This window comes from Brucella sp. MAB-22 (assembly GCF_025908475.1).
Classification (GTDB): Bacteria; Pseudomonadota; Alphaproteobacteria; order Rhizobiales; family Rhizobiaceae; genus Brucella; species Brucella anthropi.
Genome location: NZ_CP109782.1, coordinates 2189421 through 2214971, shown reverse-complemented (window position 1 = coordinate 2214971; position 25551 = coordinate 2189421). Strand labels below are relative to the sequence as shown.

Genomic DNA, 25551 nt, shown 5'->3' with positions numbered 1-25551 from the left:
TCGTGCGATGAAAATAAGGCCCGGTCATCCGGGCCTTATTTGTTTAGAAGTACAGTAAACATATCCCTATATTTATGTGATCTTAACCATGTTCATTCATACATGATGATACATTCATAAGCGGGGATATCATCATGTCTATGCAATGGCGTGCTTTCTGTTCGTCGGCTGCTTTGCTGGCCGGATTATGCGTCGCATCGCAGTCTTTTGCCGCCGATCTCGATATGATCAGCTACGAACCGGGCGCTCCGGTGCAGCAGCCGGTCGAGGTCGGGTCCGGTTGGTATCTGCGCGGCGATATCGGCTACAATCTCTCCTCCAAGGTCAAGGTTCAGACAGAGACATCTTTCTGGAGCGCATCGCAAAGCTATGATCTGGACAAGAATGTCGTGCCGTCCGTCGGTGTCGGTTATCAGTTCACGGATAATCTGCGCGGCGACGTGACGCTTGGCTATTCCAAGCAGAGCTTCGACGACCTGGACGTCGATGTTCGTAGCTGGGACATGATGGCCAACGCCTATGTCGATCTCGGCAATTATTACGGCTTCACACCTTATCTCGGTGCAGGCCTTGGCTTCGCCAATGTGCGCTATTCCATTGATACGGCCTATGGTAACTACAAGACCGACGATGATTATCGTCTCGCCTGGGCGCTGATGGCGGGTGTGGGCATCGACGTGGCATCCAACATCAAGCTTGATATCGGCTATCGTTATGGGGTCATCGAGGGTGCTGATATTGCAAGTGCTGCAGGCCTCACGCTCAGCGATAAGGATATTCAGTCCCATCAGCTGCGCGCCGGTGTGCGCTTCACGACCTGGTAGTTGCAGCGGGCCTTTCGGCCCGCTTTGCAGTTCATTGTTTTAGCTGTATCGAATTTTTCGTTTTCATATGCGGCCCGAATCCTTACAGGTGAAAGAATACGCCGAGCGCGTTTCCTGAAAAGGGGAGGGTTATGAAAGCAATTGCAGCATTTTCAGATTTCGTAGGCCGGACATTCGCTGTCTGGGTCATTGTCTTTGCCATTCTGGGCTTTGTTCTGCCGTCTACGTTTAGCGTATTTGCGCCATGGATTGTGGTTCTGCTCGGCATCATCATGTTCGGGATGGGCCTGACCATTTCCGGCAAGGATTTTGCCGAAGTCGCCAAACGACCTTTCGAGGTCGCCATCGGTGTGCTGGCCCAGTTCATCATCATGCCGCTTCTCGCCGTGTTGCTGACGCGCATCATCCCGATGTCACCGGAAGTGGCTGCAGGCGTTATTCTGGTCGGTTGCTGCCCCGGTGGAACGGCCAGCAACGTCATGACCTATCTGTCGAAGGGCGACGTGGCATTAAGTGTTGCCTGCACGAGCGTCACGACCTTGCTGGCGCCTCTCGTGACGCCTTTCCTGGTCTGGTTCTTCGCCAGCCAATATCTGCCGGTCGATGCGATGAGCATGTTCATCAGCATCGTGAAGGTGATTCTCCTGCCTCTGGCGCTGGGTTTCATCCTGCAAAAGCTGGTGCCGGGTTTGGTCAAGGCGGCTGTGCCCATGTTGCCGCTCGTGTCAGTCATCGGCATTGTGCTCATCGTTTCCGCCGTCGTGGCTGTCAACAAGGCCGCTATCGCCCAGTCCGGCCTGCTGATCTTCGCGGTTGTCGTTCTGCATAACAGCTTCGGTCTGGTTCTCGGCTATTTCGCAGCGCGCTTCGCGGGTCTGTCGCTTGCCAAGCGCAAGGCGATCAGCATCGAGGTCGGGATGCAGAACAGCGGCCTTGGCGCGGCGCTCGCCAATGCGCATTTCTCGCCGCTGGCGGCTGTGCCGAGCGCCGTTTTCAGTGTCTGGCACAATATCTCCGGTGCGCTGATTGCGAGCTATTATGCGCGCATGGAAGACGAGCCGTCTGAAACGAAGACAGCGACACGATAACGAAATTCTACTCGCCCGAAGCAATTCGGGCGGGTTGGGTAAAAATATTCCCAGAAAGGCGTATTGATGAAAAATGCGCTTTCAGCTATCCCAGTAAGTGGGCCACGTCTCCCCAACGAGACGCGTGCTATCTGAGAGGATAGAAACAACATGACGACGATTGCGAAGCCGGCAGTTCGCCCGGCTAATCCTAATTTTTCATCCGGTCCCTGTGCAAAACGTCCCGGCTGGTCGCTGAATGCGCTGGTCGATGCGGCGCTTGGCCGTTCGCACCGTGCGAAAATCGGCAAGACAAAGCTCAAAGAGGCCATCGATCTTACCCGCGAAGTGCTGCAGGTGCCTGCCGATTACCGTATCGGGATCGTGCCGGCTTCCGACACCGGCGCTGTCGAGATGGCGCTGTGGTCCATGCTTGGCGCACGCGGCGTCGATATGGTCGCGTGGGAAAGCTTCGGTTCGGGCTGGGTCACGGATGTGACCAAACAGCTCAAGCTCGAAGATGTTCGCACCTTCGAAGCGCCTTATGGTGAGATTGTCGATTTTTCGCAGGTCGATTTCGACCGCGATGTGGTCTTCACCTGGAACGGCACCACGTCCGGTGCGCGCGTCCCGAATGGCGATTTCATTCCGGCAGACCGCAAGGGCCTGACCTTCTGCGATGCAACATCTGCCGCTTTCGCGCAACGCCTCGATTTTCCGAAACTCGACGTCGTGACCTTCTCCTGGCAGAAGGTTCTGGGTGGCGAGGGTGCACATGGCATCCTGATCCTCAGCCCGCGTGCTGTCGAACGTCTGGAAAGCTACAAGCCTGCTTGGCCATTGCCGAAGATTTTCCGCATGACCAAGGGCGGCAAGCTGATCGAAGGCATCTTCGTCGGCGAAACCATCAACACGCCGTCCATGCTCTGCGTGGAAGACTACCTCGATGCGCTGAAATGGGCGAAATCGCTCGGTGGTCTCGATGCGCTGGTTGCGCGCGCCGATGCGAATTTTGCAGTTCTCGACGGCTTTGTCGCAAAGACGCCGTGGATTGCCAATCTGGCCGTGAAGCCGGAAACGCGTTCGAACACTTCCGTCTGCCTTACGATTGTCGATCCGGAAGTAACGGCCTTGTCTGCCGACGAGCAGGCCGCTTTTGCCAAGGGCATCGTCACTGCGCTCGACAAGGAGGGCGTTGCCTATGACATTGGCGCTTATCGCGATGCACCTTCGGGTCTGCGCATCTGGGCCGGTGCCACGGTGGAAACTTCCGATCTGGAAGCGCTGACGCATTGGCTGGATTGGGCTTTTGCAACGCAGAAGGCTGCGCTGAAAGCTGCTGCCTGAGCATTTCGTGCATGACGCCGTGGTCCGCGTTGGGGCGGCCACGGTCCGCATCCCCCATTATTCATAGCATTTCCTGAAGCAGATCGGTCTGTGTTTACAGGAAATGTTTGGTCTGAAAATGTTTGAAGGAGGCCTCCATGGCACCTCGCGTTCTCGTATCCGATAAGCTTTCGCCCACTGCCGTCCAGATTTTCAAGGATCGCGGCGTGGAAGTCGATTACCTGCCTGATCTCGGCAAGGACAAGGAAAAGCTTCTCGAAGTCATCGGCGATTATGATGGTCTGGCGATCCGTTCGGCCACCAAGGTCACGGAAAAGCTGATTGCAGCTGCCAAGAAGCTCAAGGTCGTTGGTCGCGCCGGTATCGGCGTGGACAATGTCGATATTCCGGCGGCTTCGCGCCGCGGTATCATTGTCATGAATACGCCGTTCGGCAACTCGATCACCACTGCCGAACATGCCATTGCGCTGATGTTCGCCGTGGCGCGGCAATTGCCGGAGGCAGACACCTCCACCCGCGCAGGCAAGTGGGAAAAGAACCGCTTCATGGGCGTGGAAATCACCGGCAAGACGCTCGGTGTCGTCGGCTGCGGCAATATCGGTTCGATTGTCGCCTCGCGCGCTATCGGCCTGAAGATGCATGTGGTGGCTTTCGATCCATTCCTGTCCGAATCCCGTGCTCTGGAACTGGGCGTTGAAAAGGTCGAGCTTGACGAACTGCTTGCCCGCGCCGATTTCATCACGCTGCACACGCCATTGACCGACAAGACCCGCAATATCATCAATGCGGAAAACCTGGCCAAGACAAAGCCGGGTGTGCGTATAGTCAATTGCGCCCGCGGTGGCCTGATCGTGGAAAAGGATCTGGTGGCAGCGCTGAAATCCGGCCATGTGGCCGGTGCCGGTATAGACGTTTACGAAACGGAACCGGCGACGGAAAACGAACTTTTCTCGCTGCCCAATGTCGTCTGCACGCCGCATCTCGGTGCATCGACCTCGGAAGCGCAGGAAAATGTTGCGCTTCAGGTAGCCGAGCAGATGTCGGACTATCTCGTGAAGGGCGCCGTTTCCAACGCGATCAACATGCCGTCGATCACGGCGGAAGAAGCGCCGCGCCTCAAGCCGTTCGTAAAACTTGCCGATGTGCTTGGCGCTTTCGTCGGTCAGGTCACGGATGAGCCGATCCAGGAAGTGGAAGTGCTGTTCGACGGTTCCACCGCCACGATGAACACACGCGCATTGTTGAGTGCGGCTCTGGCCGGTCTCATCCGTCCGCAGGTTGCCGACGTCAACATGGTTTCCGCACCGATCATGGTGAAGGAACGCGGCATCATCGTTTCGGAAGTCAAGCGCGACAAGTCCGGTATCTTCGACGGCTATATCAAGCTGACGGTAAAGACCACCTTGCGTGAGCGCTCCATCGCCGGAACCTGCTTCTCGGACGGCAAGGCGCGTTTCATCCAGATCAAGGGAATCAATCTCGATGCCGAGGTTGGCCCGCACATGCTTTACGTCACCAACAAGGACGTTCCGGGCATGATCGGCCTGCTTGGCACGATCTGCGGCAAGCATAATATCAACATCGCAAACTTCTCGCTCGGACGTGACCATCCGGGTGGCGATGCGATCGCCATGCTCTATGTGGATGAACAGATTCCACAGGCAGCACTTGACGAACTGACGGCTCAAGAGGCAATCAAGGCGGCAACACCGCTTGAGTTCAACGTCGGAGAAGTTTGAGAAAATGGTTGAAGAGATGGTACAGCCGGAATGGCGGCCCATGCACGAGCAGGATATTGCGGGCGTGACTGCGGTTGCTAATGTTGTCCATCTCGACTTCTTTGAAGATGAGGCGGTCTTCCGGGACCGCTTCAAACTCTATCCGGCGGGCTGCTTCGTGCTCGCCCGTGATACCGAAATCCTTGGTTATGGCATCAGCCATCCGTGGAAGCTCGATACGGTTCCGGCTCTCAACGCCGTTCTGGGCGAACTGCCGGATGATACCAACACCTACTATATCCACGATATCGCGCTTCTGCCCGACGCCCGTTCCAGCGGCGCTGCCACACGTGTCGTGGAACTGATGGCCACGCAAGCCGAACGCGACGGCTTCGTCACCATGTCGCTCGTTGCAGTCAACGGCTCGCAAGGCTTCTGGGAAAAGAAGGGCTTTGTCGTCCGCGATCTTCCGGCACTTGAGGAAAAGCTCAAGAGCTATTCGGATGATGCGCTCTATATGGTCCGCGCCGGCTAGGTTCGGTGATATTCAGTCTCTGGCGGTCTGCAAATGGCGCTCTTTTGCGCTTCCGGTGCTCACGTACTCATAGTACGTTGCGCGCCGGTTCTCAAAGATCACCATTTTCGCCTCCCCAGAGACTGAATCTCTACCGACCTAGTTCCGCGCACTAAAAATCGCGAATTTATTGCACGAAAGAGTCGCGCAATCCCGTTTCAATCTGTATAGAGACGAGGGATCAGCACCCTGTAGCCTCAACTGGCGATGACCGGGCCGCTTCGATCCTTGGATTTTCAAATAGAAGCCAAGGAGTTTCTTCAATGGCAAATGTGGTTGTCGTCGGATCGCAATGGGGCGATGAGGGCAAGGGTAAGATCGTTGACTGGCTGTCCGAACGCGCCGATGTCATCGTGCGCTACCAGGGTGGTCATAACGCAGGTCATACGCTTGTTATCGATGGCGTCAGCTACAAGCTTTCGCTGCTGCCATCCGGCCTCGTGCGCGGCAAGCTGAGCGTCATTGGCAACGGTGTCGTTGTCGATCCGCATCATTTCGTTGCTGAAACCGAGAAACTGCGTGCGCAGGGTATCGACATCAACCCGGATGTGCTGCGTATTGCTGAAAATGCTCCGCTCATCCTTTCCATCCATCGCGATCTCGACGCCATGCGCGAAGGCTCCAATTCGGGTCTCAAGATCGGCACGACCAAGCGCGGCATCGGCCCAGCCTACGAAGACAAGGTTGGCCGTCGCGCCATCCGCGTCATCGATCTGGCCGAGCCGGAGACGCTGCAGCCGAAAGTCGAACGCCTGCTCGCCCACCACAATCTGCTGCGTCGCGGCATGGGCCTTGAGGAAATCGCGGTTGAAACCATTTTGACCGAACTGACCTCGGTTGCCGATCAGATTCTGCCCTATATCGATCAGGTCTGGCGCGTTCTCGACGAACGTCGCAAGGCGGGCGATCGCATCCTGTTCGAAGGCGCGCAGGGCGCACTGCTCGACAACGACCACGGCACGTATCCGTTCGTGACGTCCTCCAACACGGTTGCCGGTCAGGCTGCCGCCGGTTCGGGCCTCGGCCCGACGGCCATCGGTTATGTGCTTGGCATCACCAAGGCCTATACGACCCGCGTTGGCGAAGGTCCGTTCCCGACCGAACTGAACGACGAGATCGGCGAATTCCTCGGCACCAAGGGCCATGAATTCGGCGTGGTGACGGGTCGCAAGCGCCGCTGCGGCTGGTTCGATGCCGTCATTGTGCGCCAGACGGTTCGTACTTCCGGCATCACCGGCATTGCGCTCACCAAGCTCGATGTTCTCGATGGTCTGGACGAAATCAAGATCTGCGTCGCCTATGAACTCGACGGCAAGCGCATCGACTATCTGCCGTCCTCCATGGGCGCGCAGGCACGCGTCAAGCCGATCTATGAAACGCTGCCGGGCTGGTCTGAAACGACCGCCGGTGCGCGTTCGTGGAATGATCTTCCGGCGCAGGCTGTCAAATATGTCCGTCACATCGAAGAACTGATCGGCGCGCCGGTGGCGATGCTCTCCACCAGCCCGGAACGCGAGGACACGATCCTCGTCACTGATCCGTTCCACGACTGATTGTTTGCAGTCAATGAGCGATATGTTCGGAGCAGCTTTTCCAGAAGCTGCTCCGATTTTTTTTCGACCGTTGTACAAAGAACGCAATCGGCCGTACAAAGCTTCGCATCAGGGTGAATTTTGCCACTATTTCACCGCATCGTTTTGAAAGTCTTCGCTAAATCGTAGCCAGAGACTTTGCTTTCCCTTGATTATTGTGATTATTGGGACATTTATTGCATCCTGTGCTTATTGTTCATCTGGACGGGCGGAAACCGGGTAAGACGGAATGGCGGATTTTGTAGCGGTACTGAAAAAGACGATCGATGCGCAGGCGGACAAGTCGCCCGAATTGCGCCAGCGCGTTTACGCGAAAGCGCGCGCAACGATCGAGCAAAAGCTTGTTACGGCAAATGCCTCGCAGGCTGTCGCTGTCCGCCAGCGTAATATTCTCGAAGATGCCATTGCCGAGGTCGAAGCTTTTTATGCACCGCCAGCCGCTACCGCGCCGGAAGAGCCGGTCGATGATGCGCTGGAAGATTTCCTGCAGGAGGCGAATCAGGACGCAGCAGAGCGCGTACCGTCGCATGAAGATGATGACGAACCCGCATTCTCCAGTGCACCGCGCGATGAGCGTCGCGACAATTTCTCCAGTGAAGATGATGACGCACCGGCCTTTGCAGCCGAGCGCAGCGACGACTGGAAACTGGACCGCGCCAAGGAAAAGGCGCAGGCCCGCCGCAGCGAATATATCGAACGCACCTCCAAGAAGGAGCAGCGTTCCTATAAGGGGCTGATTGCAGCTCTGGTCGCCGTTCTGGTTCTCGGCGGTGCTGGCTATGCGGTCTGGGCCAACAAGGACAAGATTCAGGAACTGGCGTCGAGCCTTGGACGCAGCGATGCGCCTGCGACCGGTTCCGATACCGGGACGCATCCCGAAGATTCGACGACTCCGCCAGCCGACACCAACACGGCGACGACGGATGGCGAGCAGACGCCGGAGCAGCCGCAGCAGCCTGCAGGCGAACCTAAAATGACGCAGCGGCTGATGCCTGATGGCAGCGAAACCGATAGTGGATCTGCCGGTGCTGCAAACGGTATTGGCGAGGGTACGTCGACCGCTGCTTCCACGCCTGCACCTGCTGAAACCAATACACAGACCGGTGCGCAGCCCGGACAGAACCAGACCGTTGCCGTCGGCCAGCAGGCGCTTCTTTATGAAGAACGCGGTGGCGCCGGTTCGGATTCGGTCGAGCGTGGCAATGTGGTCTGGTCGACGATCGAGGAAAGCCCGGAAGACGGTCAACCCGCTGAACCGGCAGTCCGCGCGACCGTTACAATGCCGACCAGCAAGGTCGAGCTGAAAATGACCATCCGCAAGAATACGGATCAGTCCATCCCGGCGAGCCATCTGATCGAGCTGGTATTCACCGTGCCAGAAGGGTTTACCGGTGGCGTCGTGGACAATGTACAGCGCATTACCTTCAAGGACACGGAACAGGCGGCAGGCAATCCGCTGATTGCCGTGCCGTCGAAGATCGGCGATAACTTCTTTATCGTGTGGCTGAACGACGCCCGCACGGCGCAGGACACCAATCTTTCACTGATGCGCCGCCTGCAGTGGATCGATATTCCGATCTCCTATCGCAACGGTCGCCGCGCCCTTATCAGCCTTGAAAAGGGCGTGCCGGGCGAGAAGGCGTTCAACGACGTGCTCGGCACGAACTAGTCTTACATATCGAAACAGAAAAAGGCCGCTTTAAGCGGCCTTTTTTATTTTGACGCGAGCCGGGATAGTGCCGGTTACTTCTTTTCTGCGAAAGCCTTGATGGCCTTGGCGATTTCGTTTCGGGCTGCTTCGGCGCTGTCGAAGCCGCCCAGTTCAACGACCTTACGGCCTTCCGGCAACTGCTTGTAGACGCGGAAGAAAGCTTCGAGACGCTGCTGTTCGATCTTCGGCAGATCGGTGATTTCCTTGATGTTGTCATAGGTCGGATCGATGTCCTTGGTCGGGACGGCGACGATCTTGTCGTCCTGGTCGCCACCATCGATCATCTTCAGGACGCCGATGGGACGAACCTTGATGATCGCGCCGGGAACAATCGGTTCACGCGTATAGATGAGCGCGTCGAGCGGATCGCCGTCGCCAGCAAGCGTGCTGGTGATCGAGCCGTAATTGGCCGGATAAATCACAGGCATGGACTGGTAGCGATCGACGACGATGTGACCGGTCTTGTCATCGATTTCGTATTTGGTGAAGCTGCCTTGCGGGATTTCGATGGCTGTGAAGAACTCCGTCCCGTCCTGTTCCTTCTGCGGATAATCGAGGAAGGAGACATATTCGGAAGCAGATGCGGCGGTGGCAGCGGTAAGCGCAAGAGCTGCGGCGAGCAGGAGCTTTTTCATGGGATGACCTTCGGGCTAGAGCATGTCTCCCGAAAGTGGGAACCGGTTTCGGGACAAGACATGCGTAAAAACAAAAGGCTGGAGCGGTTCCGACGAAGCCATTTCAACTGGCCCGCTCCAGGGTGAAACACGCCCTCGTCCCTAAAGCCAATCCATTACAGTTGTTTGACGGTTTTATATTGCTTGGATGACAGTTTCCGCGAGGAACCGCCTGCGATATTCCGCCGGACTGATCCCGATCTTCTGACGGAAATGATGGCGAAGCGTGTGCGCGCTTCCAAAGCCGACTGAAGCAGCAACATCGTCAATGCTCGCCTGTCCCTGAGAGAGCAATTCCCTGGCAGCCGCAATACGCTCCATGGTGAGCCAGTCGCCGGGCGTGGCGCCGGTTGCCTCAGTAAAGCGCCGCAGGAATGTGCGTGGGCTCATCCGGCACGCAGCCGCCATGCGCTCGATTGTCCATTCCGCGGCAAGATCGGCACGCATCCTGTCCAGAACCGGGCTGATTGTGGTGCCTTCGCGCCTTGTGACCGGACGTTCGAGAAACTGTGCCTGTCCACCCGTGCGGTGAGCGGGCATGACCAGCCGCCGGGCAACGGAATTTGCGGCGGCGGCTCCGAAATCCTGTCGAACGATTTCGATGAGGAGGTCTATTCCGGCTGCGCTGCCGGCCGAAGTGAAGATGCGATCATGTTCGCGATAGAGCGACGCATCATCGACATCTATTGCGGGGTGTTTGTTACGCAGCGCGTCGGCATAGCGCCAGTGCGTGGTGGCGGTGCCACCGTCGAGCAGTCCCGTCGCAGCCAGGACGAAAGCCCCTGAACAGATGGAGGCGAGGCGCGCTCCGCGCTGGTGTGCGTGTCGCAGCCTTTCGCTGATGGCTTCCGGCACCGGAATGTCCGCACCTTTCCAGCCTGGGACAATGATGATGTCGGCCTCATCAATGAGATCGGAGCTGCCATCGGGCGTGATGACAAAGCCGCCATGCGCACGTAATGGGCCATCCTCAATCGGGCAACTGGCGAAGCGATACCATCCCGTTCCCATTTCCGGGCGGGGCAGGCCAAAGATTTCGGCGACTATACCGAACTCAAAGGTGCAAAGCCGGTCATAGAGAAGCGCTACGACGAGTGGGCCTTTAAGGTCTGGTATCTGGTTTGTCATTATCTTTACGTATATTGTCAATCACGCCAATTGCAAGTGAATTGGAAAATGGGCGACAATCTTTCCGAAGACAAAGGAGATCGCCCATGGATAGTGTGACAAAGACCGACAGGAAATCAGCCGTAACTGCCATCCCGCCAGCGCCAAGCGCATTGGCGCGGGATCATTTCGCAACCGAATTCACATTCGAGACGGATTGTTGGGACGTGCACGATGCCTTGTCCAAAGGAGCCGATTTCGTGCTTCTCGACGTGCGTAGCCCTGTGCATTTTGCAGAGGCGCATATTCCGGGCGCAATCAATCTGCCGCACGGTAAGATTATCGAGTCCAAGATGGCGGAATGGTCGCAGGAAACGATTTTCGTCACCTATTGTGCAGGACCGCATTGCAATGGCGCGGCGCGTGGCGCCTTGCGGCTTGCTAATCTCGACCGGCCGGTCAAGATCATGGCGGGCGGGCTGACAGGCTGGATAGATGAAGGATTTGAGCTCGCCAAAGGCGAGGGGGCTCAGTAACGCCCAAATAATTCTGCCGCAGAACGGTTGTCCGTCTGCGGCAGAAAGAACTTGTCAGCGTCGGTTTGGTGCCTTGTGACTTTAGGCGTGCGCTTCCTCGACATGGTTCAGCGCCTTCTGCTGCTTGTAGGCAGCGGCCTTCACCGCAGCCTGCACCTTTTCAAACGCACGCACTTCGATCTGGCGCACGCGTTCGCGGCTGATACCGAACTCGCTGGAAAGGTCTTCCAGCGTCATCGGGTCGTCCGAGAGGCGGCGCGCCTCGAAAATGCGGCGTTCACGGTCATTCAGCGTATCCATCGCCTGTTCGAGCATGGAGCGGCGGTTTTCCAGCTCGTCCTGCTCGATCAGAACCTGCTCCTGGCTGCTGCTGTCATCGACCAGCCAGTCCTGCCATTCGCCGGATTCGCCTTCCGAAGCGCGCAGGGGCGCATTCAGCGACGCGTCACCGGACAGACGGCGGTTCATGGAAACCACTTCGTCTTCGCTGACCTTGAGCTTGGTTGCGATCTGCTTGACCTGATCCGGGTTAAGATCGCCATCATCGAGCGCCTGAATCTTGCTCTTCATCTTGCGCAGATTGAAGAACAGGCGCTTCTGATTGGCGGTCGTTCCCATCTTCACAAGGCTCCAAGAACGCAGGATATATTCCTGGATCGAGGCCTTGATCCACCACATGGCATAGGTGGCAAGACGGAAACCGCGTTCAGGTTCGAAACGCTTCACGGCCTGCATGAGGCCGACATTGCCTTCGGAAATTACTTCACCAATCGGCAGGCCGTAGCCGCGATAGCCCATGGCGATCTTGGCCACGAGACGCAGGTGGCTTGTCACCAGCCTGTGGGCGGCCTTGGGATCGGTATGTTCGTGGTAGCGCTTGGCCAGCATGTATTCTTCCTGCGGCTCAAGCATGGGAAAGCGACGAATTTCTTCCAGATAACGGGTAAGGCCACCGTCACCGGACGTGATGCTTGGGAGATTCATCTGGGCCATAGAGCACCCTCCTTTATAATTTCAGGTTCCCGTTTGGCGAACCTGTCGCGGGGGCTGCCTCCTGCACTTCCCTCTCGCGAGCCCTCATATATAGGCATGATTTTGGCGAAAACACGATCCTTTAACTCATGAAACAATCTGTCACTACAATGTGAACGCTGCTCAAGGCCAAAGGTTGCGTGGCTGGAGCATCTTCTGCATTTCCCGAAACACAGAAAATACCCTGTCTTTTTATTTTGCGCGCATCTTGTCGCGAAAACCGGTTCCCACTTTTCGGGATGCGCTTTGGTCTGAAATGAATTGTTTTTTGCGGCAAGAGAGCGGCTTTCACTGCAGCCGCGCCCCAGATTTTGATGATGGAAACAGCCTGTTGTTTATCAGCTATCCATCCTTTCGGCCAACCACGATAGTTGCCAGTATTATATAGAATGCTTCCGGAAATTTTCCAGAAGGTGCTCCATATCTTCCGGCACCGGCGCTTCGAAACGCATCAGTTCCTCCGTGGCCGGATGGGTGAAGGCGAGCAGCCAGGCATGCAGTGCCTGCCGGTGGAAACCGCGCACGGCCTCTTTCAACGGTTCCGGCAGCTTGTTGGCCTTGGTCTTGTAGGCGCTGCCATAGTCCATGTCGCCGACAAGCGGATGGCCGATATGCGCCATGTGCACGCGGATCTGGTGGGTGCGACCGGTCTCAAGGCGGCATTCGACGAGCGAGGCCAGTGCGGTTGCATCTTCAAGGGGGGCGAATTTTTCGACCGTCACATAATGGGTGATGGCGTGTCGGGCATCCTCGCGCTCTTCATTGACCACGGCCTGCTTGGTGCGGTCGCGATGCGAGCGTCCAAGATGCGCATCGATGAAGCCCTGCGGGCGCTCTGTCATGCCCCAGACGAGTGCGAGATAAGCGCGTTCCAGATCGCCGGTGCGGCCATGGTCGGCAAATTGTTCGCTCAAATGCCGATGCGAACGGTCATTCTTGGCCACGACCATGACGCCGCTCGTGTCCTTGTCGAGACGATGAACGATGCCGGGGCGGCGAATTCCACCGATGCCCGACAAGCTATCGCCACAATGATATATAAGGGCATTGACGAGTGTTCCCGTCCAGTTGCCGTTGCCTGGGTGAACGACAAGCCCGGCGGGTTTGTTGATCACGATGAGATCATCATCCTCGTAAAGAATATCGAGCGGTATGTTCTCGGCAATCGGTTCGGCTGGTTCCGGCTCAGGCAGCACGATGGCGATTGTCATGCCTTCGCGCAGCTTTTGCTTGGCTTCACGGGCGGGCGCGCCGTCGATGGTCACATGGCCATCGGCAATAAGGGATTGAACGCGGCTGCGCGAGAGTTCCGGCCCCAATGCTGCGGCCAGCCACTGGTCGAGACGCTTGCCTGTGGCATCGGAGTCGGTCGTAAGCTCTTTCACTCGTGTCTTTCCTTTAAGAGAATGGGCCTCTATGAGAGCGGGCGTGTTTTAACGAAATCGTCAGAACAGCTCTATCTCTTGGTTTTACCGCATTTATGCGACGTCAAATGTTTCCATTTGGCTGCAAAATGCTCTATCACGCGCCACACGCCATAACATGGCGAAGTTCGAACCGGAGTCGTTGAATGCAGGATCCACACTATCCGAGATACCAGAATCATCAGGATTCAGGCTATCAGGACTATCAGCAGGGCTATTACCCGGATGAACAGGCCGAGCCCCAGCTTGATCCAGCCATGGAACGTGTGCGCCGCAAAATGATCCGGCTTCTGGCCGTCTCCATCGGTGTCATGCTGATCGGTCTTATGGCCGTGCTTGTCGCTGTTGTCTACAAGATCAATCGCGCGCCGGAAACCCCGCCAGCGGAAGAAGCCCGTTCGGATATCCCCGGACAGGCTGCGTCCGCTCCGGCAAAGCCGGAACCGCCGAAGCTGATCGAATCGCAGATCAACCTGACGCCGGGCACCCGTCTTCTCTCGCAAAGCCTTTCCGGCAACGAACTTTCGCTGGAAACGCTGCTGCCGGATGGCGGTACGGAACTCATCATCTATGACTATCGCGAATCGCGCATCATCGGGCGCATCAAGCTCGGCAATGTCGAGTAATACCAGGTCGCGTTGAGTTTGACTCACCGAGACTTGGTTAAGCCCGTGCGGCGACTGAGCATTTTCAGGGCGTGGATAGCGTTAGCATCTCAGCGCCCTGCTATGAAGCGGATAGAGGCTGATCAGGGCGGCATAATTGCCGCCTTGTTTGTTTCTCCCTTCGAGGATTGCACTTTTTCTCTTTGGCGATTATATCAGCGACATGGCTTAAGCGCCCATCGTCTAGCGGTCAGGACGGCGCCCTCTCACGGCGCAAACAGGGGTTCGATTCCCCTTGGGCGTACCATCACTTCTTCCGGAGACAGTATTTTACACTTTCGCGGATGCGCGTTAGGGTCGATCCCGACAAGAGATCAACCAGGCGCGGAGGAACGATGAGCGTTTCAATCAAGACCGGATCGGCGAACCTCATCTGTGATGGTATCGATAAAGGTGCGGTGGAATATAGCGTCGCTATTCCCGATGACGGCGTGGACCTCACAAAGCGCGGCAAGTTCTGGGGCAGCAAGGATGCAATATCCGACGCGATGGGGGCATCGGCGGTCGGCCTCCGATCACATGAAGGCGACATCTATCCGGTGGCAGTCGAAGAGCTGGATCGCGACGGAGCAGCGCTCTTTACCGTGCTTGCTCCAGCCGATTGATAATCGCTGGCAATGGCTTTGGATAAAGCGGGTACGCACCGATTAGTGCGCAAGCGGGACTGGTGCTTTTCTGCTGTGGTGTCGCTGGCTTTTGGTGCTGCGACGGCACTCATATTCTTCTATATCGTGCTTTTTGGCGTCGGCGATGATGGATATCTTGTCATATTCAGCATCTATACTGCGCCTGTGGCGATAGTCTTCGGCCTTTGGGGTCTGTTTTATCGGCGCAGTTTTGTTGCGTTCATCGCCCTCTTCCTCTGTCTGTCTCCGCTCATCTATCTGAGCATTTTCTGATTTTTCCATGCCCTTCATTCGTGGATTTGGGAGAAGAGTTCCGCCGTTGCGGAACTCTAAACAAGGGATCACTTCTTGACGGGAGGCGGATCAAATTTAGTACATGCGTAATAGCCATTTCGGCATTTCTTGCAGATGCCCATGTCGCATTGGCTTACGCAGTCAGTACCCGTGGCGTAATAGCATTGGCCAGACTGTCCGGGAACTATCAGCAGACTTGCGGTCTTGTATGGCGTCGGTAGTTTTGTTTGGTTTGGCGCTATATTGCCGTTGGACTGGGCCATCGCACCGAAAGACGTGAGAGCTGCAATTGCCATTCCAAAGAATAAGATTTTTGCTTTCATGAATTTCTCCGTAGTTACCGGATAAGCGTATTTCACAATCCGATACAGCGCATTCGCAATAGAACGGGAGACAAAAAGTAGCGCTAGATCACAGATGATTACATGAGCGTTTTGGCGGCGAAGTCTGGACGTTATATTCGGAAAATCTGCAATTATCCCGTGTTCGCGGGATATGAATGTTGCGCGTACTGGTGGTAAAGTTAATGCATGTGGAAAAATGGATCGAATATTTATCCTCAAATCCATAATGCTGTCCGGGTGAAAGGTATTCTTTCCGAACCTTTCTCGCCTAGAGATGTGCGCCGGGTTGCTCCAGGCTGGCCTTATTCCAGATACTTCTCGTTCCTTGCCGAAAACTGCACAGACAACCAACCGGAAGGCAACGCGCTTTTCGTGCGGGTGGGCAGGGGACAATACCATCTGAACGACAAGGCTGTCGGGTTCGATTTCGAACGCTTAGTGGATCTTAGTCACTAAAGTACATTCACAGGAATGGGTTGGGGAGATTGGGGTTGGTCCAGTTGCAAAAATTTGCAACTGGCGGTGCGACGGTGCATAATCGGGGCATGAGTGAATCATACAAGAAACCCGATTATGAACAGGAACTGCGTCAGGCAGGTGTCCGCATCACGCGGCCGCGCCGGATCATCCTGAACATATTGACCGAGACGGAAGATCATCCCGACGCGCTGGAGATTTTTCGCCGCGCGGTCGAGATCGACAGCAGCATCTCGCTTTCGACCGTTTATCGCACGATGAAGCTTCTCGAAGAACGCGGTGCCATCCACCGGCACGCCTTTGCCGGAGGGCCTTCGCGGTTCGAACAGGCAAGCGGCGCGCATCATGATCACATCATTGATATGGATTCCGGCGATGTGGTGGAATTCCGCTCCGACAAGATCGAAAAACTGCAGGAAGAGATCGCCCGATCGCTCGGTTACGAGATTGTGCATCACCGGCTGGAACTTTATTGCAAAAAAATACGAAACTGACGGAACCAAGTTTCTTCTGCGGCGTTAAGCGCGCATGAAGGTCGTGACCCCGCCCCCACAACGCGGCCTTCAGAGTTCGCCTCAACCTCCCCGCACGAGGCGAGCGGCGAGAATGCCGCGCTAACCGTCAAACGTTATGCAGCTGGCGTTCCGCAAATTCAGAGCAAGCCGCCGTGGTTCAGGCCCAGGTCTGACCATGGCGGCTTTTTTTGTGGCTGTTGAGGAGTTATCGCCTGGTCAGGCGTCGAACTGTTCGGTCGGGATGACGAGCGAATAAACGGCCCCGGTTCCGTCGATACGATAATCGGCATGACCATTGACGGAGGCGGGGACGATGCGTTGCAGCACGGCGCTGCCGAAGCGCGGATCGTGCTCGAAAACTTCGGGCATAGCCGGATTGGTTTCTTCCCAGCGGAATTCCAGCCTGTCATCGCCGCTGGCGACATGGATGACCTTCGCCGAAATCTTTACCCGGCCATAAGGGATCGAAAGACCGCCGAAGGAGGTCGCATTGACCACCAGCTCGTGCAGCGCAAGGCCGACATGCAGTGCGGCACCGGGGAAAAGATAGGGATTGTCGCCATCGATGCTCAGGCGTTCGTCGCTGACGTCGATATATTTTTCGACCTGTGAATGCACGAGATCGCGAAACAGTGCGCCGCGCCAGTTCGAATCGGTCACCAGATCCTGTGAATAGGATAGGGACTGGATGCGTCCGCGGAACTTCAACAGAAAGTCGTCGATGGAATCGGTGAAGCGTGCCGTCTGGCTGGCAATGCTTTGCACGATGGCCAGAAGGTTCTTGGAGCGATGGCTGACTTCACGCAAGAGGGTCTTCAGCACCTGCTCGCGTCGCTTCAGTTCGCTGATTTCAATAGCCGTGGTGACAAGGCCTAGTATATTGCCGTTATCATCACGATCGCAGTCGATGTGAAATTCGATCCAGCGCAGCTTGTCGCCATCATTGATGGCGATCTCCACATTCTGCGCTTCGCCGGTATCCAGTGCCGCGCGCTTCGCGCCGTCGAGTTTGTGCAAGGTGACGGAGAAAATGAAATCGCAGTCACTTCCACCGATTTTCCACTTTTCCTGCCAGTAGAGCGGAATGTTCTCCCCCCAGGAATAGATCAGATCGGGTGTCTGGTAGAGAACGCAGACATTGCTGTTGCGCACGGCCCTCAGCAAGGCTCGCAGCCGGGCTGCGTCAGGTTCCGTTTCTTGCAGGGTAACTTTTGCGCCAGCGGTCATGTCTGCCCCGATTATCCCGCAACCGAATTCAAAGCATTTCCAGCAAAAGTGCGAAGCGGTTTTGCGTAGGAGAATGCGACGAAACAAATATTTGGGTCGCGCATTGGCAAAGCGGCAAAAGCTCCGGAAAAGTTATGCGGAAATTTGCGTGCCATGGCATCCATTTCATCGACTGGTCGGCGGGTCTCGATCGAGTGATCGTCTTGTGATCCTTGAACTGGCCCGAATTCTGGAACCGATAAACCGCCGCATGACGTGATGCGGCGGCGAATTTCATTAAGAAGCAATATAGGCTGGTGAGTCAGAAGGTCAAAAACAGCCTTTGATTTTATATCTGTTACGCCTTGCGGATCGCCGAAGCGATGAGCGAAATAACGAGCAGAGCAAGGAACACGAAGAACAGAATCTGCGCTATACCGGCTGACGCACCAGCGATGCCGCCGAAACCGAGCGCACCTGCTACGAGTGCCACCACAAGAAATACGAGCGCATAATAAAGCATGTCCGGTCTCCTTTTTATTGTGTGAAGGAGAAACGACATCCAGGCCAGGTTGGTTCCGTGCTTCCGGGTAAATTAAGGCGCTCACAACTCTAAATACTCATGTCAGGACCTAAGGCGGTGTGATTTGGCGGTGTATTGAAGCGCCAACATTAAACTCCCGAAAGCTGCCGCCTTTCGGGAGTTTATGACCTTTGGATTTAAGCTGCGACCTGCGAGGCTTCTTCGAAGAAGAGTGCCTGGCTGATCAGCGCCTTCACCATATCCGGATTGAACGGCTTGGTGACGAGGAAGGTCGGTTCCGGGCGCTCGCCCGTCAGCAGACGTTCCGGGAAAGCGGTGATGAAAATGACCGGGATCGTGTCGTTCTGCAGGATTTCATTCACTGCATCGATGCCCGAGCTTCCATCGGCCAGCTGGATATCAGCCAGAACCATACGCGGCTTTTCCTGTTTGTAGAGCGCCAGGGCCTCATCCTTGGTGCGCGCAATGCCGACGACTTCATGGCCGAGACTTTCTACCATCTGCTCGATATCCATCGCGATCAGCGGTTCGTCCTCGATAATCATGATGCGCGTTGCCACCTGACGCGAAATCTCGGTCGATGCAGCCGAGAGAACACGGCTCAGTTCAACATCGTCCAGTTCGAGAATTTCGGCGGCTTCCTTGTCGGAAAAACCTTCCACCGCCACAAGCAGGAATGCCTGTCGCGGAAGGGGCGCGATATGCGAAAGATTTCTTGCAGCCTGCTGTTCCCATGCAAATTCCGATGCTGGTTCCGGTACGCGAACCGAGGCCGTCTTATAAAGATCGCAGAAAAGGCGATAGAGGCCGATCCGGTCGGACGAGGCGTCCGGAAAAATGCTCACATCGGCAATCAGGGCTTCAAGGGCAGCCGCAACATAAGCGTCGCCGGAAGCCTGGGAGCCGGTAAGAGCACGAGAAAAACGACGGAGATAGGGAAGGTGCGGCGCGATACGCGTCGATAACGTCATGGTATTGGAACTCCTCAACTGCCGCTTTCGTTCATTGAATGCACATTGGCGGACACGGTTCTAGACCCCTCCCGCCCATGCTTTGAGCGCAGCATTATGGTACTCTAAACGGGGCGCTTTGAAAAAAGTTCCGAGATTGGGAGATATATTAGGGAACTTTTTGGTAAGCCGCGCATTTCCCGGACAAGCAGGGGCTTAGATTAATAGGGTAGGGCATTTAGCCCGGAACGATCAAGATATGGCAGAAAAAGAGAACCTTCACATGAACGGAGCCGGGGTCAGGTCGTCCCGTCGCGTTCAGAAGGATATACTAGGACCAAATTGTGAAGTCGGATTGAAACTAAAGGCACTGTACACCTCGATACAGGATGAGACGATCCCGGATCGCTTCCTCGATCTTCTCCAAAAACTCGATCAGGCTGAACAGGAGAGTATGCGTGAACACAGCACCCGGTCCGTCGGTTGAGAGTAATGCACAGTTCAAGCGAGAGCTTCTGTCATCGCTGCCGAGCCTGCGCGCCTTTGCGGTGTCGCTGATTGGACAGCACGACAAGGCAGATGATCTCGTACAAGATACGATCATGAAAGCATGGGCCAAGCAGGAGTCCTTTGAAATGGGGACCAATATGAAGGCCTGGCTTTTCACCATCCTGCGCAATGAATTCTACACGCAGATGCGCAAGCGTGGCCGCGAAGTGCAGGACACGGATGGCGTGTTCAGCGAACAGCTCGCCGTGCATCCTTCGCAATATGGTACGCTTGATCTGCAGGATTTCCGCGCAGCATTAGAGCAATTGCCCGACGATCAGCGCGAAGCGATCATTCTGATCGGCGCTTCGGGCTTTGCCTATGAGGAAGCTGCGGAAATCTGCGGCTGTGCTGTCGGCACGATCAAGAGCCGTGTCAGCCGTGCTCGCACGCGCTTGCAGGAAATCCTCAAGATCGAAGGCGAAGGCGACTACGGTCCGGATGCCGATTCATCGCGGGCGACCTTGAGAAGCTTTGCATAACGCATGATCAATTGCCCCTCTTTCCCATGAAAGGGGGGCTTATCGCGCTAAAACCTCAAACCTTCGCCTGTTTTCGCCCACAACGATTGCTTTTTATCCTGCCACTTGTAGGTTAGCAGCTGCTGATATTTCCTGTCGGCAAAGTGATCGTTTGTTTGTGGGTTGCGTTCTTGCCATCAGCCTTGTTGCAAAAACTGCTTCAATCGTCATCGAAGCCGGTTGCGGTTATCGTTTCGCTCGGCCTTGTGCTGCTGTCGGCCATCATGACGTTGTTTCTGTCGTCCGGGGTCAATCATCAGGTCGTCGATATTTCCCGCAATTATGCCTTGCGCCAGCAGGTCGACAAGGTTGCGCGCCTTGCCAGCAATATCGAGATGAGCCGTCGCGGCTATCTTCTGACGCTGGATGAGACTTATCTCGATCTGTATCGCAACACGATTCTGAGCGTCGACAAGACGCTTGCTGACCTCGAAGCCCTGACAGATCAGAGCCCGCTGCAGGATGCGCGGGTTCAGCAGATCCGCGCGCTGGTCGAACGCGAACAGGAAGATGTGCGCGAGACGGTCAATCTTGCCCAGTCGGGTGATGTGGCGGCAGCGGTTGAAAAGGTGCGCGGCGATGAGGGCAAGGTGCTGATGGATCAGCTTGCCAATACAGTTACGCAATTCATCGATGCGGAAGAACAACAGCTTCTTGAACGCAACAAGCGGATCAACCGCATGCGCTACTGGATGACGGCGACGTCTATCGTGGCGCTGGCTTCCGCTGCCATGCTGGCGCTTCTGCTGTTCAGCCGGGTTCAGCGTTATGCGCGGTCGATGTTCGAGGGGCAAACGGCGCTGCGTTCGGAAAAGCAATTGCTGGAACAGCGTGTGCAGGAACGGACCGCCGAGCTTGAGCACGAGCGCCGCATCGCCGAGCGGGAGCGCCAGCGGGTCGAGCTTCTGCTGCAGGACACCAATCATCGCATCGGCAATTCATTGGCCACCGTTTCATCCCTGCTTGGCCTTCAGATGCGGCAGACGCGCAGCGAGGATGCTCGCGCGGCTCTCGCCGCCGCTCGCGATCGCGTCCAGACGGTATCGACAGCGCACCGGCGCTTGCGTCTCGGCGAGGATATGGAATCGGCCCGCGTCGACGATTTTCTCGGAACCGTCATCAACGATATCCGAACCGCTATCGGTCAGGATCGCAAGATCGAATTTTCGACCGATTTCGCGCCACTTGATCTGAAGGCGCGCGATGTGACGACAATTGGCATCATTCTGGGCGAGCTTGTCACCAACGCGATCAAGCATGCTTTCAAGGGACGTCCGGAAGGGCATATCCGGATCAGCCTGAAGCCGGGTGAAGATGCTATCCCGGTGCTGGTCGTGGAAGATGACGGTGTGGGCTTCGACAAGGACCAGCAGAAATCCGGCGAGAAGAACGGTCTCGGTACGCTGGTGATCGAACAGCTTTGCATGCAGTTCGGCGAAAAGCCCGTCTACTGCAAGACCGATGATGGTGTCGGAACCAGAGTGATTGTCCGCTTGTCGTCGCTAGTGGATTGAATTTGACGTTTGATACCCGTCCGATACCAATCTCGTTTCAAACGTCAAATTCGAAAAATCCACTAGATTCATGAGAGTACTAGCCGAAGAAGGCGAAATGCCGGTTGGCAAATAAAGCTGGCGGTGAAGGCGGAAAACAAAACGCCGGCTTGAAGCCGGCGTTTTTGCGTTTGCGTGAAGCTATCAGCTCTGCGGCGGGCGCTTTTTCTTGTCAGAAAGCAGCGAGACCAGAGCAATGCCTGCAAGCGGCAGGGCGGCGGCGAGTATGGGTCGTTTGAGGATGGCAGGCACGGTCGCGATTGCTGCGGCTGCAACCATCGCCGATTTGTCCGCTTCCATTTTCTGCTTGCGCTTTTTGGCCTCGGACGCAGCCTGAATTTTCAGGACTGCGAGAATGAGAAGCGCCACGATCAGCGACAATGCAGCCAGAATGAGAGCCGCCAGCGGCCCGCCATAGTTCTGCGCCAGTGCCAGAAAGGCGGCGACGCAGAAAAAGGTGATCGCGATGATTGCGAAGACGGCGATGGCCGCACCGAAAATCGCTGCACGTTTCGTTTGACCCGCGACGAATTTCAGTTCTTCGCCTGCCATCGCAGACAATAGGGGCATGAGAGCTTTCAGCATGATCCGCCTCAGCGGCGCGAGAGCAGGGCCAGCAGATAGCCGACGCCGAGTGCAGTGGCGAGCGCGGCAATCGGGCGTTCGCGCACCGTTGCCGTCAGCTGGGCTTCAACATCCTGCGCCTTGTTGCGCAGATCATCGATGGCGTCCTCGCCCTGAATATAAGCGCTCTTGTAGGTTTCCTTCGCGCTGCGTTTTGCGTCGCGGACGGTCTGCGAACCGAGATTGGCAAGTGTTGCCGCAATGGCAGCGATATCTTCCTTCAGCTGCTCGACCTGGGCCTGCAGGTCTTCCGTGCTGGCATCGGTCAGCGCTTCCTCGATCTTTTCTTCGATCTTGCTCGTTTTCGCGGATGCACGCGCCATATCAGCTCTCCTGTTCAGTCTCTGGTTATCGTTTGGATAACGTGCGGCTGGCTTAATGGTTGCATGCCAAGCCATCAGCGGCAACAAGACCAGCCGGTTGTTGCAAGTCATGGTAAATGGCAGGGTAAATGGCGGGAAAGTGCGGGAGCACTACAGATAATGCCTCCGCAAATATCGTGAAGCCTTACTCCGCTTCGCCATGAAGGATCGTGCCTTCCGGGTCCTTCTTGTAGGCTTCGTCCGAATAGGCGGACTGTGCCTGCAACTGTTCCTTGGTGAACTGCGTGAAGACGTTCAGCTTGTCGTCCTTGCCGGTCGCAACGTCGAGATTGGCGATGGAAACGGCCACCGGCTTGGAATTGATGCCAAGGAAACCGCCCACGTCGACAACGAATGCCTCTGTCTGCCCGTCGGCGGTCATCAGGACATCGCCGACCGTTCCGATCTTCGTTTCATCCGCACCGAAAACCGTGGCTCCGATGAGCTTGTCCGCACTTAGTCCCTCGGAGGGAACCGGCTTCATGCCATCAGGCATGATCCTGTCCGCCTTCTGCGTGGTAATGGTCTTTTCGGCGGCTGGCGGTTCGGCGCGCGGTACGCCATCTGCTTCGAAAGCTGCGCTGCGGTCGAATGCCGGCGCCTTTTCGAGCTGTTCCTTGGTGGCGTCCACGATCAGCCAGCGCTTGCCGTCTTCACGAACCACCCATGACACGTGATCGAAGCCAATTGCGACATTCTTCTCCCCGACACCGAGAAAGCCGCCGACCCCGATCACCACCGCCTGCGGGCTGCCATCGGCACCGAGGATCATGTCATTGACCGTCCCGATATTCGCGGCATCGTTGGATGGGCCGTTATAGACCGCCTGTCCGATGAAGCCTGACACCAGAAGCTGGCCGGGGGATGCCACGAAATATCCGTTCTCGCTGGCAATCGGCTTTTCCTGTTTCTCGTCGGAGAAGATCGGTGAACCACCCTGCGCGAAGGCGGGCAAGGCAATCAGCGCGGCAAGAGCCGTCGAGGCGAGAAGTCTTTTCATGGAAACTCCTGTCGGTAATTAAGGCAAACCGAAGGCGAGAGGCAATCTCGCCGTCTACAGGAGAAAAAACGAGGGGAAACGGTTTCCGTTCCGCTCAAAATCTGTGTTATTCAAACGTCAAAATTGTGAAACCCACGTCTTTTCCGTGGCAAAAATGGGGCAAAAAACGCTTTTGAGTTGAAGATTTCTGGCTCAAGCCAGCATCGGGCCAGTATCAGGCCAGTATCAGGTAAGCCGCACCGGCCAGCATGATAAAGGCCAGTCCCACATGTGATGGCTTCAGCGAACGCTGTTGTACCGGCAGCGGATCATCATTTCCTGCCATGGCAGTACGGGCCGCATGTTCAAGTGTCTGGATATCCTTGAGCATCATAGGCATGTCCTCCGGATTCCGGCTTGGCCGGAATTGCATTTCCTCCCGAGCACCCGGAATTTGTTCTTAAATCCAATCCTCAAGCGCTGCGGTTAACCATATCAGGTCTGATTTGGCACGAATGTGCAACTGGCAAAAAGCCGAGAGGCGAAAAATGTTCGCTAATCCTTGGATTGCAAGACGAAAATGCCCTTAAAATGAAAACATGACTTGCGCCATCATGTTATTGGGAGTTAAGAAGAGGCCCAACAAGCGGCGCGACGGCCTGCATGAGGGTTTAGTCATGTGCTCGCGGATTTGAACAATCAAAAGGCGATCAAAATGACTGGTTTCTGGCGAAAAGGCTTCATGGCTGCGGCGATGGGCATCGGCTTGCTGGGTGCGGCTTCTGCATTGGCCCAGGACGTAACCCCATCGACGAATGCCCCGGCCGCCCCCGCCGCAGAGGCGCCTTCCAGTTCCGCACCAGCCAATACAGCGCCTGTCGCTGCTCCGGCGCCTGCGAACGAACCGGGAGCGTCTGCCCCGGCAGCAACCACACCGGCTACGGCACCTTCGCCTGAACTGATCCAGTCCCAGACAGCTGCGCCTGCTGCTGCACCTGTCGAAAGCGAGAACGGTTTGATCCTCCCGCACGATCTTTCGCCATGGGGCATGTTCATGGCTGCCGACTGGGTCGTGAAGGCCGTGATGATTGGTCTCGCGATCGCTTCGCTTGCCACATGGACGGTCTGGGTCGCCAAGACGCTTGAACTGGCCGGTGCGCGCCGCCGTGCTACCAAGGCATTGAAAGTTATCGGTCATTCGGCAACGCTTGCCGAAGCAGTCCACGCGTTGGACGGTGCAAAGGGACCGGGTGCAGTTCTGGTCCGTGCTGCAGAAGATGAGGTGCGCTTGTCGGGTCCTGCGCTGGCGCGCGCCGGTGGCGAAGGCCTCAAGGAGCGTGTTTCCTCGCGCCTGTCGCGTATCGAGGCCAAGGCCGGACGCCGTCTTTCCAAGGGCACTGGCATTCTTGCGACCATCGGTTCGGTTGCGCCGTTTGTTGGTCTGTTCGGCACGGTCTGGGGCATCATGAATTCGTTCATCAATATCAGCCAGGCGCAGACGACGAACCTCGCCGTCGTGGCGCCGGGTATTGCCGAAGCCTTGCTTGCAACTGCCATCGGTCTCGTCGCAGCTATCCCTGCTGTGGTTATCTACAATGTGTTCGCCCGTTCCATCACCGGCTACCGGTCGCTGCTGGCCGATGCTTCGGCAGGGGTCGAGCGCCTTGTCAGCCGCGATCTGGATTTCAGAACGGCCGGCGTGCGTGAAGGCACGCTGCACGCAGCGGAGTAGGCAC

29 protein-coding genes and 1 tRNA gene are annotated in these 25551 nt (G+C 56.4%); 18 read left to right on the top strand and 12 right to left on the bottom strand.

All coding sequences use genetic code 11. From position 1 onward, the window contains the following. The first annotated feature begins 134 nt into the window (after window positions 1-134). From OHI65_RS20290 to OHI65_RS20260, 7 genes are all read left to right on the top strand, one after another. The gene (locus OHI65_RS20290) at window positions 135-824 is read left to right on the top strand and encodes an outer membrane protein (RefSeq protein WP_029929554.1); all 690 of its coding nucleotides are present in this window, start codon (window positions 135-137) and stop codon (window positions 822-824) included. Between the two features lie 131 nt (window positions 825-955). After that, a complete protein-coding gene (locus OHI65_RS20285; protein WP_264358781.1) occupies window positions 956-1912 on the top strand; it encodes a bile acid:sodium symporter family protein in 957 nt (318 codons plus the stop codon). A gap of 150 nt (window positions 1913-2062) precedes the next feature. Next, window positions 2063-3238 (top strand): phosphoserine transaminase, encoded by a 1176-nt coding sequence (locus tag OHI65_RS20280; protein WP_012091346.1) that lies wholly within the window; start codon window positions 2063-2065, stop codon window positions 3236-3238. Window positions 3239-3375: 137 nt separating this feature from the next. Further along, window positions 3376-4977 carry a phosphoglycerate dehydrogenase gene (gene serA / locus OHI65_RS20275; RefSeq protein WP_125300930.1) on the top strand — a complete coding sequence of 534 codons (1602 nt, stop codon included), beginning with the start codon at window positions 3376-3378 and terminating at the stop codon, window positions 4975-4977. 4 nt (window positions 4978-4981) lie between these two features. Continuing rightward, window positions 4982-5491 carry a GNAT family N-acetyltransferase gene (locus OHI65_RS20270; RefSeq protein WP_125300931.1) on the top strand — a complete coding sequence of 170 codons (510 nt, stop codon included), beginning with the start codon at window positions 4982-4984 and terminating at the stop codon, window positions 5489-5491. Between the two features lie 302 nt (window positions 5492-5793). Then, entirely contained in the window at window positions 5794-7083 is a 1290-nt protein-coding gene (locus OHI65_RS20265) for an adenylosuccinate synthase (protein ID WP_010661360.1), read from the top strand. Window positions 7084-7351: 268 nt separating this feature from the next. Beyond that, on the top strand, window positions 7352-8791 hold the full coding sequence (locus OHI65_RS20260; RefSeq protein WP_125300932.1) for a transcriptional regulator: 1440 nt from the start codon (window positions 7352-7354) through the stop codon (window positions 8789-8791). A gap of 74 nt (window positions 8792-8865) precedes the next feature. On the opposite strand, the gene OHI65_RS20255 is transcribed toward OHI65_RS20260, so the two are convergent. Both OHI65_RS20255 and ftrA read right to left on the bottom strand, forming a co-directional pair. Then, on the bottom strand, window positions 8866-9468 hold the full coding sequence (locus OHI65_RS20255) for an inorganic diphosphatase (protein WP_012091348.1): 603 nt from the start codon (window positions 9466-9468) through the stop codon (window positions 8866-8868). Between the two features lie 174 nt (window positions 9469-9642). After that, window positions 9643-10635, bottom strand: a complete 993-nt coding sequence (gene ftrA / locus OHI65_RS20250) for a transcriptional regulator FtrA (protein WP_264358780.1) — start codon at window positions 10633-10635, stop codon at window positions 9643-9645. Window positions 10636-10721: 86 nt separating this feature from the next. On the opposite strand from ftrA, the gene OHI65_RS20245 reads away from it, so the two are divergent. Then, complete coding sequence (locus tag OHI65_RS20245; RefSeq protein WP_125300934.1) at window positions 10722-11150, top strand: rhodanese-like domain-containing protein; 429 nt, start codon at window positions 10722-10724, stop codon at window positions 11148-11150. 81 nt (window positions 11151-11231) lie between these two features. On the opposite strand, the gene rpoH is transcribed toward OHI65_RS20245, so the two are convergent. Together rpoH and OHI65_RS20235 are read right to left on the bottom strand one after the other, a co-directional pair. Next, window positions 11232-12143 (bottom strand): RNA polymerase sigma factor RpoH, encoded by a 912-nt coding sequence (gene rpoH / locus OHI65_RS20240; RefSeq protein WP_010661355.1) that lies wholly within the window; start codon window positions 12141-12143, stop codon window positions 11232-11234. A 419-nt stretch (window positions 12144-12562) separates the two neighbouring features. Next, complete coding sequence (locus OHI65_RS20235; RefSeq protein WP_036596404.1) at window positions 12563-13567, bottom strand: RluA family pseudouridine synthase; 1005 nt, start codon at window positions 13565-13567, stop codon at window positions 12563-12565. A gap of 185 nt (window positions 13568-13752) precedes the next feature. Between OHI65_RS20235 and OHI65_RS20230 the strand changes: the two genes are divergently transcribed. The 4 genes from OHI65_RS20230 (at window position 13753) to OHI65_RS20215 (ending at window position 15170) form a co-directional block, all read left to right on the top strand. Further along, window positions 13753-14232: a hypothetical protein gene (locus OHI65_RS20230; protein WP_125300935.1), complete on the top strand. Its 480-nt coding sequence runs from the start codon at window positions 13753-13755 to the stop codon at window positions 14230-14232. A gap of 211 nt (window positions 14233-14443) precedes the next feature. Beyond that, window positions 14444-14518: transfer RNA gene (locus OHI65_RS20225), tRNA-Glu, on the top strand. An 88-nt stretch (window positions 14519-14606) separates the two neighbouring features. Beyond that, complete coding sequence (locus OHI65_RS20220; protein WP_167387106.1) at window positions 14607-14876, top strand: hypothetical protein; 270 nt, start codon at window positions 14607-14609, stop codon at window positions 14874-14876. Between the two features lie 12 nt (window positions 14877-14888). Next, entirely contained in the window at window positions 14889-15170 is a 282-nt protein-coding gene (locus OHI65_RS20215) for a hypothetical protein (protein ID WP_094514172.1), read from the top strand. Window positions 15171-15238: 68 nt separating this feature from the next. Here OHI65_RS20215 and OHI65_RS20210 read toward each other — a convergent pair whose 3' ends face one another. Next, window positions 15239-15514, bottom strand: coding sequence for a hypothetical protein (locus tag OHI65_RS20210; protein WP_012091355.1), 276 nt, complete (start codon window positions 15512-15514; stop codon window positions 15239-15241). 207 nt (window positions 15515-15721) lie between these two features. Between OHI65_RS20210 and OHI65_RS20205 the strand changes: the two genes are divergently transcribed. Continuing rightward, a complete protein-coding gene (locus tag OHI65_RS20205) occupies window positions 15722-15991 on the top strand; it encodes a hypothetical protein (RefSeq protein ID WP_071634167.1) in 270 nt (89 codons plus the stop codon). Window positions 15992-16080: 89 nt separating this feature from the next. Next, window positions 16081-16506 carry a transcriptional repressor gene (locus tag OHI65_RS20200; RefSeq protein WP_010661349.1) on the top strand — a complete coding sequence of 142 codons (426 nt, stop codon included), beginning with the start codon at window positions 16081-16083 and terminating at the stop codon, window positions 16504-16506. A gap of 237 nt (window positions 16507-16743) precedes the next feature. On the opposite strand, the gene OHI65_RS20195 is transcribed toward OHI65_RS20200, so the two are convergent. The 3 genes from OHI65_RS20195 to OHI65_RS20185 all read right to left on the bottom strand — a co-directional run bounded on the left by OHI65_RS20195 (window position 16744) and on the right by OHI65_RS20185 (window position 19248). After that, window positions 16744-17754: a sensor histidine kinase gene (locus OHI65_RS20195; RefSeq protein ID WP_012091357.1), complete on the bottom strand. Its 1011-nt coding sequence runs from the start codon at window positions 17752-17754 to the stop codon at window positions 16744-16746. Window positions 17755-18091: 337 nt separating this feature from the next. Next, entirely contained in the window at window positions 18092-18256 is a 165-nt protein-coding gene (locus OHI65_RS20190; protein ID WP_006473348.1) for a DUF1328 domain-containing protein, read from the bottom strand. Window positions 18257-18453: 197 nt separating this feature from the next. Next, window positions 18454-19248, bottom strand: coding sequence for a response regulator (locus OHI65_RS20185; protein WP_010661347.1), 795 nt, complete (start codon window positions 19246-19248; stop codon window positions 18454-18456). 238 nt (window positions 19249-19486) lie between these two features. Here OHI65_RS20185 and OHI65_RS20180 point away from each other — a divergent pair, with 238 nt between their 5' ends. The 3 genes from OHI65_RS20180 (at window position 19487) to OHI65_RS20170 (ending at window position 21811) form a co-directional block, all read left to right on the top strand. Beyond that, window positions 19487-19714: a NepR family anti-sigma factor gene (locus tag OHI65_RS20180; RefSeq protein ID WP_012091358.1), complete on the top strand. Its 228-nt coding sequence runs from the start codon at window positions 19487-19489 to the stop codon at window positions 19712-19714. Further along, window positions 19686-20258, top strand: coding sequence for an RNA polymerase sigma factor (locus OHI65_RS20175; protein ID WP_010661345.1), 573 nt, complete (start codon window positions 19686-19688; stop codon window positions 20256-20258). The genes OHI65_RS20180 and OHI65_RS20175 overlap by 29 nt, the downstream gene beginning before the upstream one ends. A gap of 170 nt (window positions 20259-20428) precedes the next feature. Further along, window positions 20429-21811: a sensor histidine kinase gene (locus OHI65_RS20170; protein ID WP_029376267.1), complete on the top strand. Its 1383-nt coding sequence runs from the start codon at window positions 20429-20431 to the stop codon at window positions 21809-21811. Between the two features lie 183 nt (window positions 21812-21994). Here OHI65_RS20170 and OHI65_RS20165 read toward each other — a convergent pair whose 3' ends face one another. From OHI65_RS20165 to OHI65_RS20150, 4 genes are all read right to left on the bottom strand, one after another. Beyond that, on the bottom strand, window positions 21995-22435 hold the full coding sequence (locus OHI65_RS20165; RefSeq protein ID WP_029929576.1) for a phage holin family protein: 441 nt from the start codon (window positions 22433-22435) through the stop codon (window positions 21995-21997). Between the two features lie 8 nt (window positions 22436-22443). Beyond that, window positions 22444-22797 (bottom strand): DUF883 family protein, encoded by a 354-nt coding sequence (locus tag OHI65_RS20160; RefSeq protein WP_010661342.1) that lies wholly within the window; start codon window positions 22795-22797, stop codon window positions 22444-22446. Window positions 22798-22981: 184 nt separating this feature from the next. Continuing rightward, window positions 22982-23836: a PRC-barrel domain-containing protein gene (locus OHI65_RS20155; RefSeq protein ID WP_010661341.1), complete on the bottom strand. Its 855-nt coding sequence runs from the start codon at window positions 23834-23836 to the stop codon at window positions 22982-22984. Between the two features lie 214 nt (window positions 23837-24050). Further along, complete coding sequence (locus OHI65_RS20150; RefSeq protein WP_167375580.1) at window positions 24051-24209, bottom strand: hypothetical protein; 159 nt, start codon at window positions 24207-24209, stop codon at window positions 24051-24053. Window positions 24210-24530: 321 nt separating this feature from the next. Here OHI65_RS20150 and exbB point away from each other — a divergent pair, with 321 nt between their 5' ends. Further along, complete coding sequence (gene exbB, locus OHI65_RS20145; RefSeq protein ID WP_012091362.1) at window positions 24531-25547, top strand: tonB-system energizer ExbB; 1017 nt, start codon at window positions 24531-24533, stop codon at window positions 25545-25547. Window positions 25548-25551 lie beyond the last annotated feature (4 nt).

Bases quoted from the DNA above. Each gene is read 5' to 3' on its own strand.
- OHI65_RS20215 (WP_094514172.1), top strand. From the start codon at position 14,889: ATGGCTTTGGATAAAGCGGGTACGCACCGATTAGTGCGCAAGCGGGAC.
- OHI65_RS20155 (WP_010661341.1), bottom strand. From the start codon at position 23,836: ATGAAAAGACTTCTCGCCTCGACGGCTCTTGCCGCGCTGATTGCCTTG.
- ftrA (WP_264358780.1), bottom strand. From the start codon at position 10,635: ATGACAAACCAGATACCAGACCTTAAAGGCCCACTCGTCGTAGCGCTT.
- OHI65_RS20265 (WP_010661360.1), top strand. From the start codon at position 5,794: ATGGCAAATGTGGTTGTCGTCGGATCGCAATGGGGCGATGAGGGCAAG.
- OHI65_RS20165 (WP_029929576.1), bottom strand. From the start codon at position 22,435: ATGCTGAAAGCTCTCATGCCCCTATTGTCTGCGATGGCAGGCGAAGAA.
- OHI65_RS20180 (WP_012091358.1), top strand. From the start codon at position 19,487: ATGGCAGAAAAAGAGAACCTTCACATGAACGGAGCCGGGGTCAGGTCG.
- serA (WP_125300930.1), top strand. From the start codon at position 3,376: ATGGCACCTCGCGTTCTCGTATCCGATAAGCTTTCGCCCACTGCCGTC.
- OHI65_RS20190 (WP_006473348.1), bottom strand. From the start codon at position 18,256: ATGCTTTATTATGCGCTCGTATTTCTTGTGGTGGCACTCGTAGCAGGT.
- OHI65_RS20195 (WP_012091357.1), bottom strand. From the start codon at position 17,754: ATGACCGCTGGCGCAAAAGTTACCCTGCAAGAAACGGAACCTGACGCA.
- exbB (WP_012091362.1), top strand. From the start codon at position 24,531: ATGACTGGTTTCTGGCGAAAAGGCTTCATGGCTGCGGCGATGGGCATC.
- OHI65_RS20270 (WP_125300931.1), top strand. From the start codon at position 4,982: ATGGTTGAAGAGATGGTACAGCCGGAATGGCGGCCCATGCACGAGCAG.
- OHI65_RS20285 (WP_264358781.1), top strand. From the start codon at position 956: ATGAAAGCAATTGCAGCATTTTCAGATTTCGTAGGCCGGACATTCGCT.
- OHI65_RS20205 (WP_071634167.1), top strand. From the start codon at position 15,722: ATGTGGAAAAATGGATCGAATATTTATCCTCAAATCCATAATGCTGTC.
- OHI65_RS20245 (WP_125300934.1), top strand. From the start codon at position 10,722: ATGGATAGTGTGACAAAGACCGACAGGAAATCAGCCGTAACTGCCATC.
- OHI65_RS20185 (WP_010661347.1), bottom strand. From the start codon at position 19,248: ATGACGTTATCGACGCGTATCGCGCCGCACCTTCCCTATCTCCGTCGT.
- OHI65_RS20200 (WP_010661349.1), top strand. From the start codon at position 16,081: ATGAGTGAATCATACAAGAAACCCGATTATGAACAGGAACTGCGTCAG.
- OHI65_RS20230 (WP_125300935.1), top strand. From the start codon at position 13,753: ATGCAGGATCCACACTATCCGAGATACCAGAATCATCAGGATTCAGGC.
- OHI65_RS20255 (WP_012091348.1), bottom strand. From the start codon at position 9,468: ATGAAAAAGCTCCTGCTCGCCGCAGCTCTTGCGCTTACCGCTGCCACC.
- OHI65_RS20280 (WP_012091346.1), top strand. From the start codon at position 2,063: ATGACGACGATTGCGAAGCCGGCAGTTCGCCCGGCTAATCCTAATTTT.
- OHI65_RS20260 (WP_125300932.1), top strand. From the start codon at position 7,352: ATGGCGGATTTTGTAGCGGTACTGAAAAAGACGATCGATGCGCAGGCG.
- OHI65_RS20160 (WP_010661342.1), bottom strand. From the start codon at position 22,797: ATGGCGCGTGCATCCGCGAAAACGAGCAAGATCGAAGAAAAGATCGAG.
- rpoH (WP_010661355.1), bottom strand. From the start codon at position 12,143: ATGGCCCAGATGAATCTCCCAAGCATCACGTCCGGTGACGGTGGCCTT.
- OHI65_RS20210 (WP_012091355.1), bottom strand. From the start codon at position 15,514: ATGAAAGCAAAAATCTTATTCTTTGGAATGGCAATTGCAGCTCTCACG.
- OHI65_RS20220 (WP_167387106.1), top strand. From the start codon at position 14,607: ATGAGCGTTTCAATCAAGACCGGATCGGCGAACCTCATCTGTGATGGT.
- OHI65_RS20290 (WP_029929554.1), top strand. From the start codon at position 135: ATGTCTATGCAATGGCGTGCTTTCTGTTCGTCGGCTGCTTTGCTGGCC.
- OHI65_RS20150 (WP_167375580.1), bottom strand. From the start codon at position 24,209: ATGATGCTCAAGGATATCCAGACACTTGAACATGCGGCCCGTACTGCC.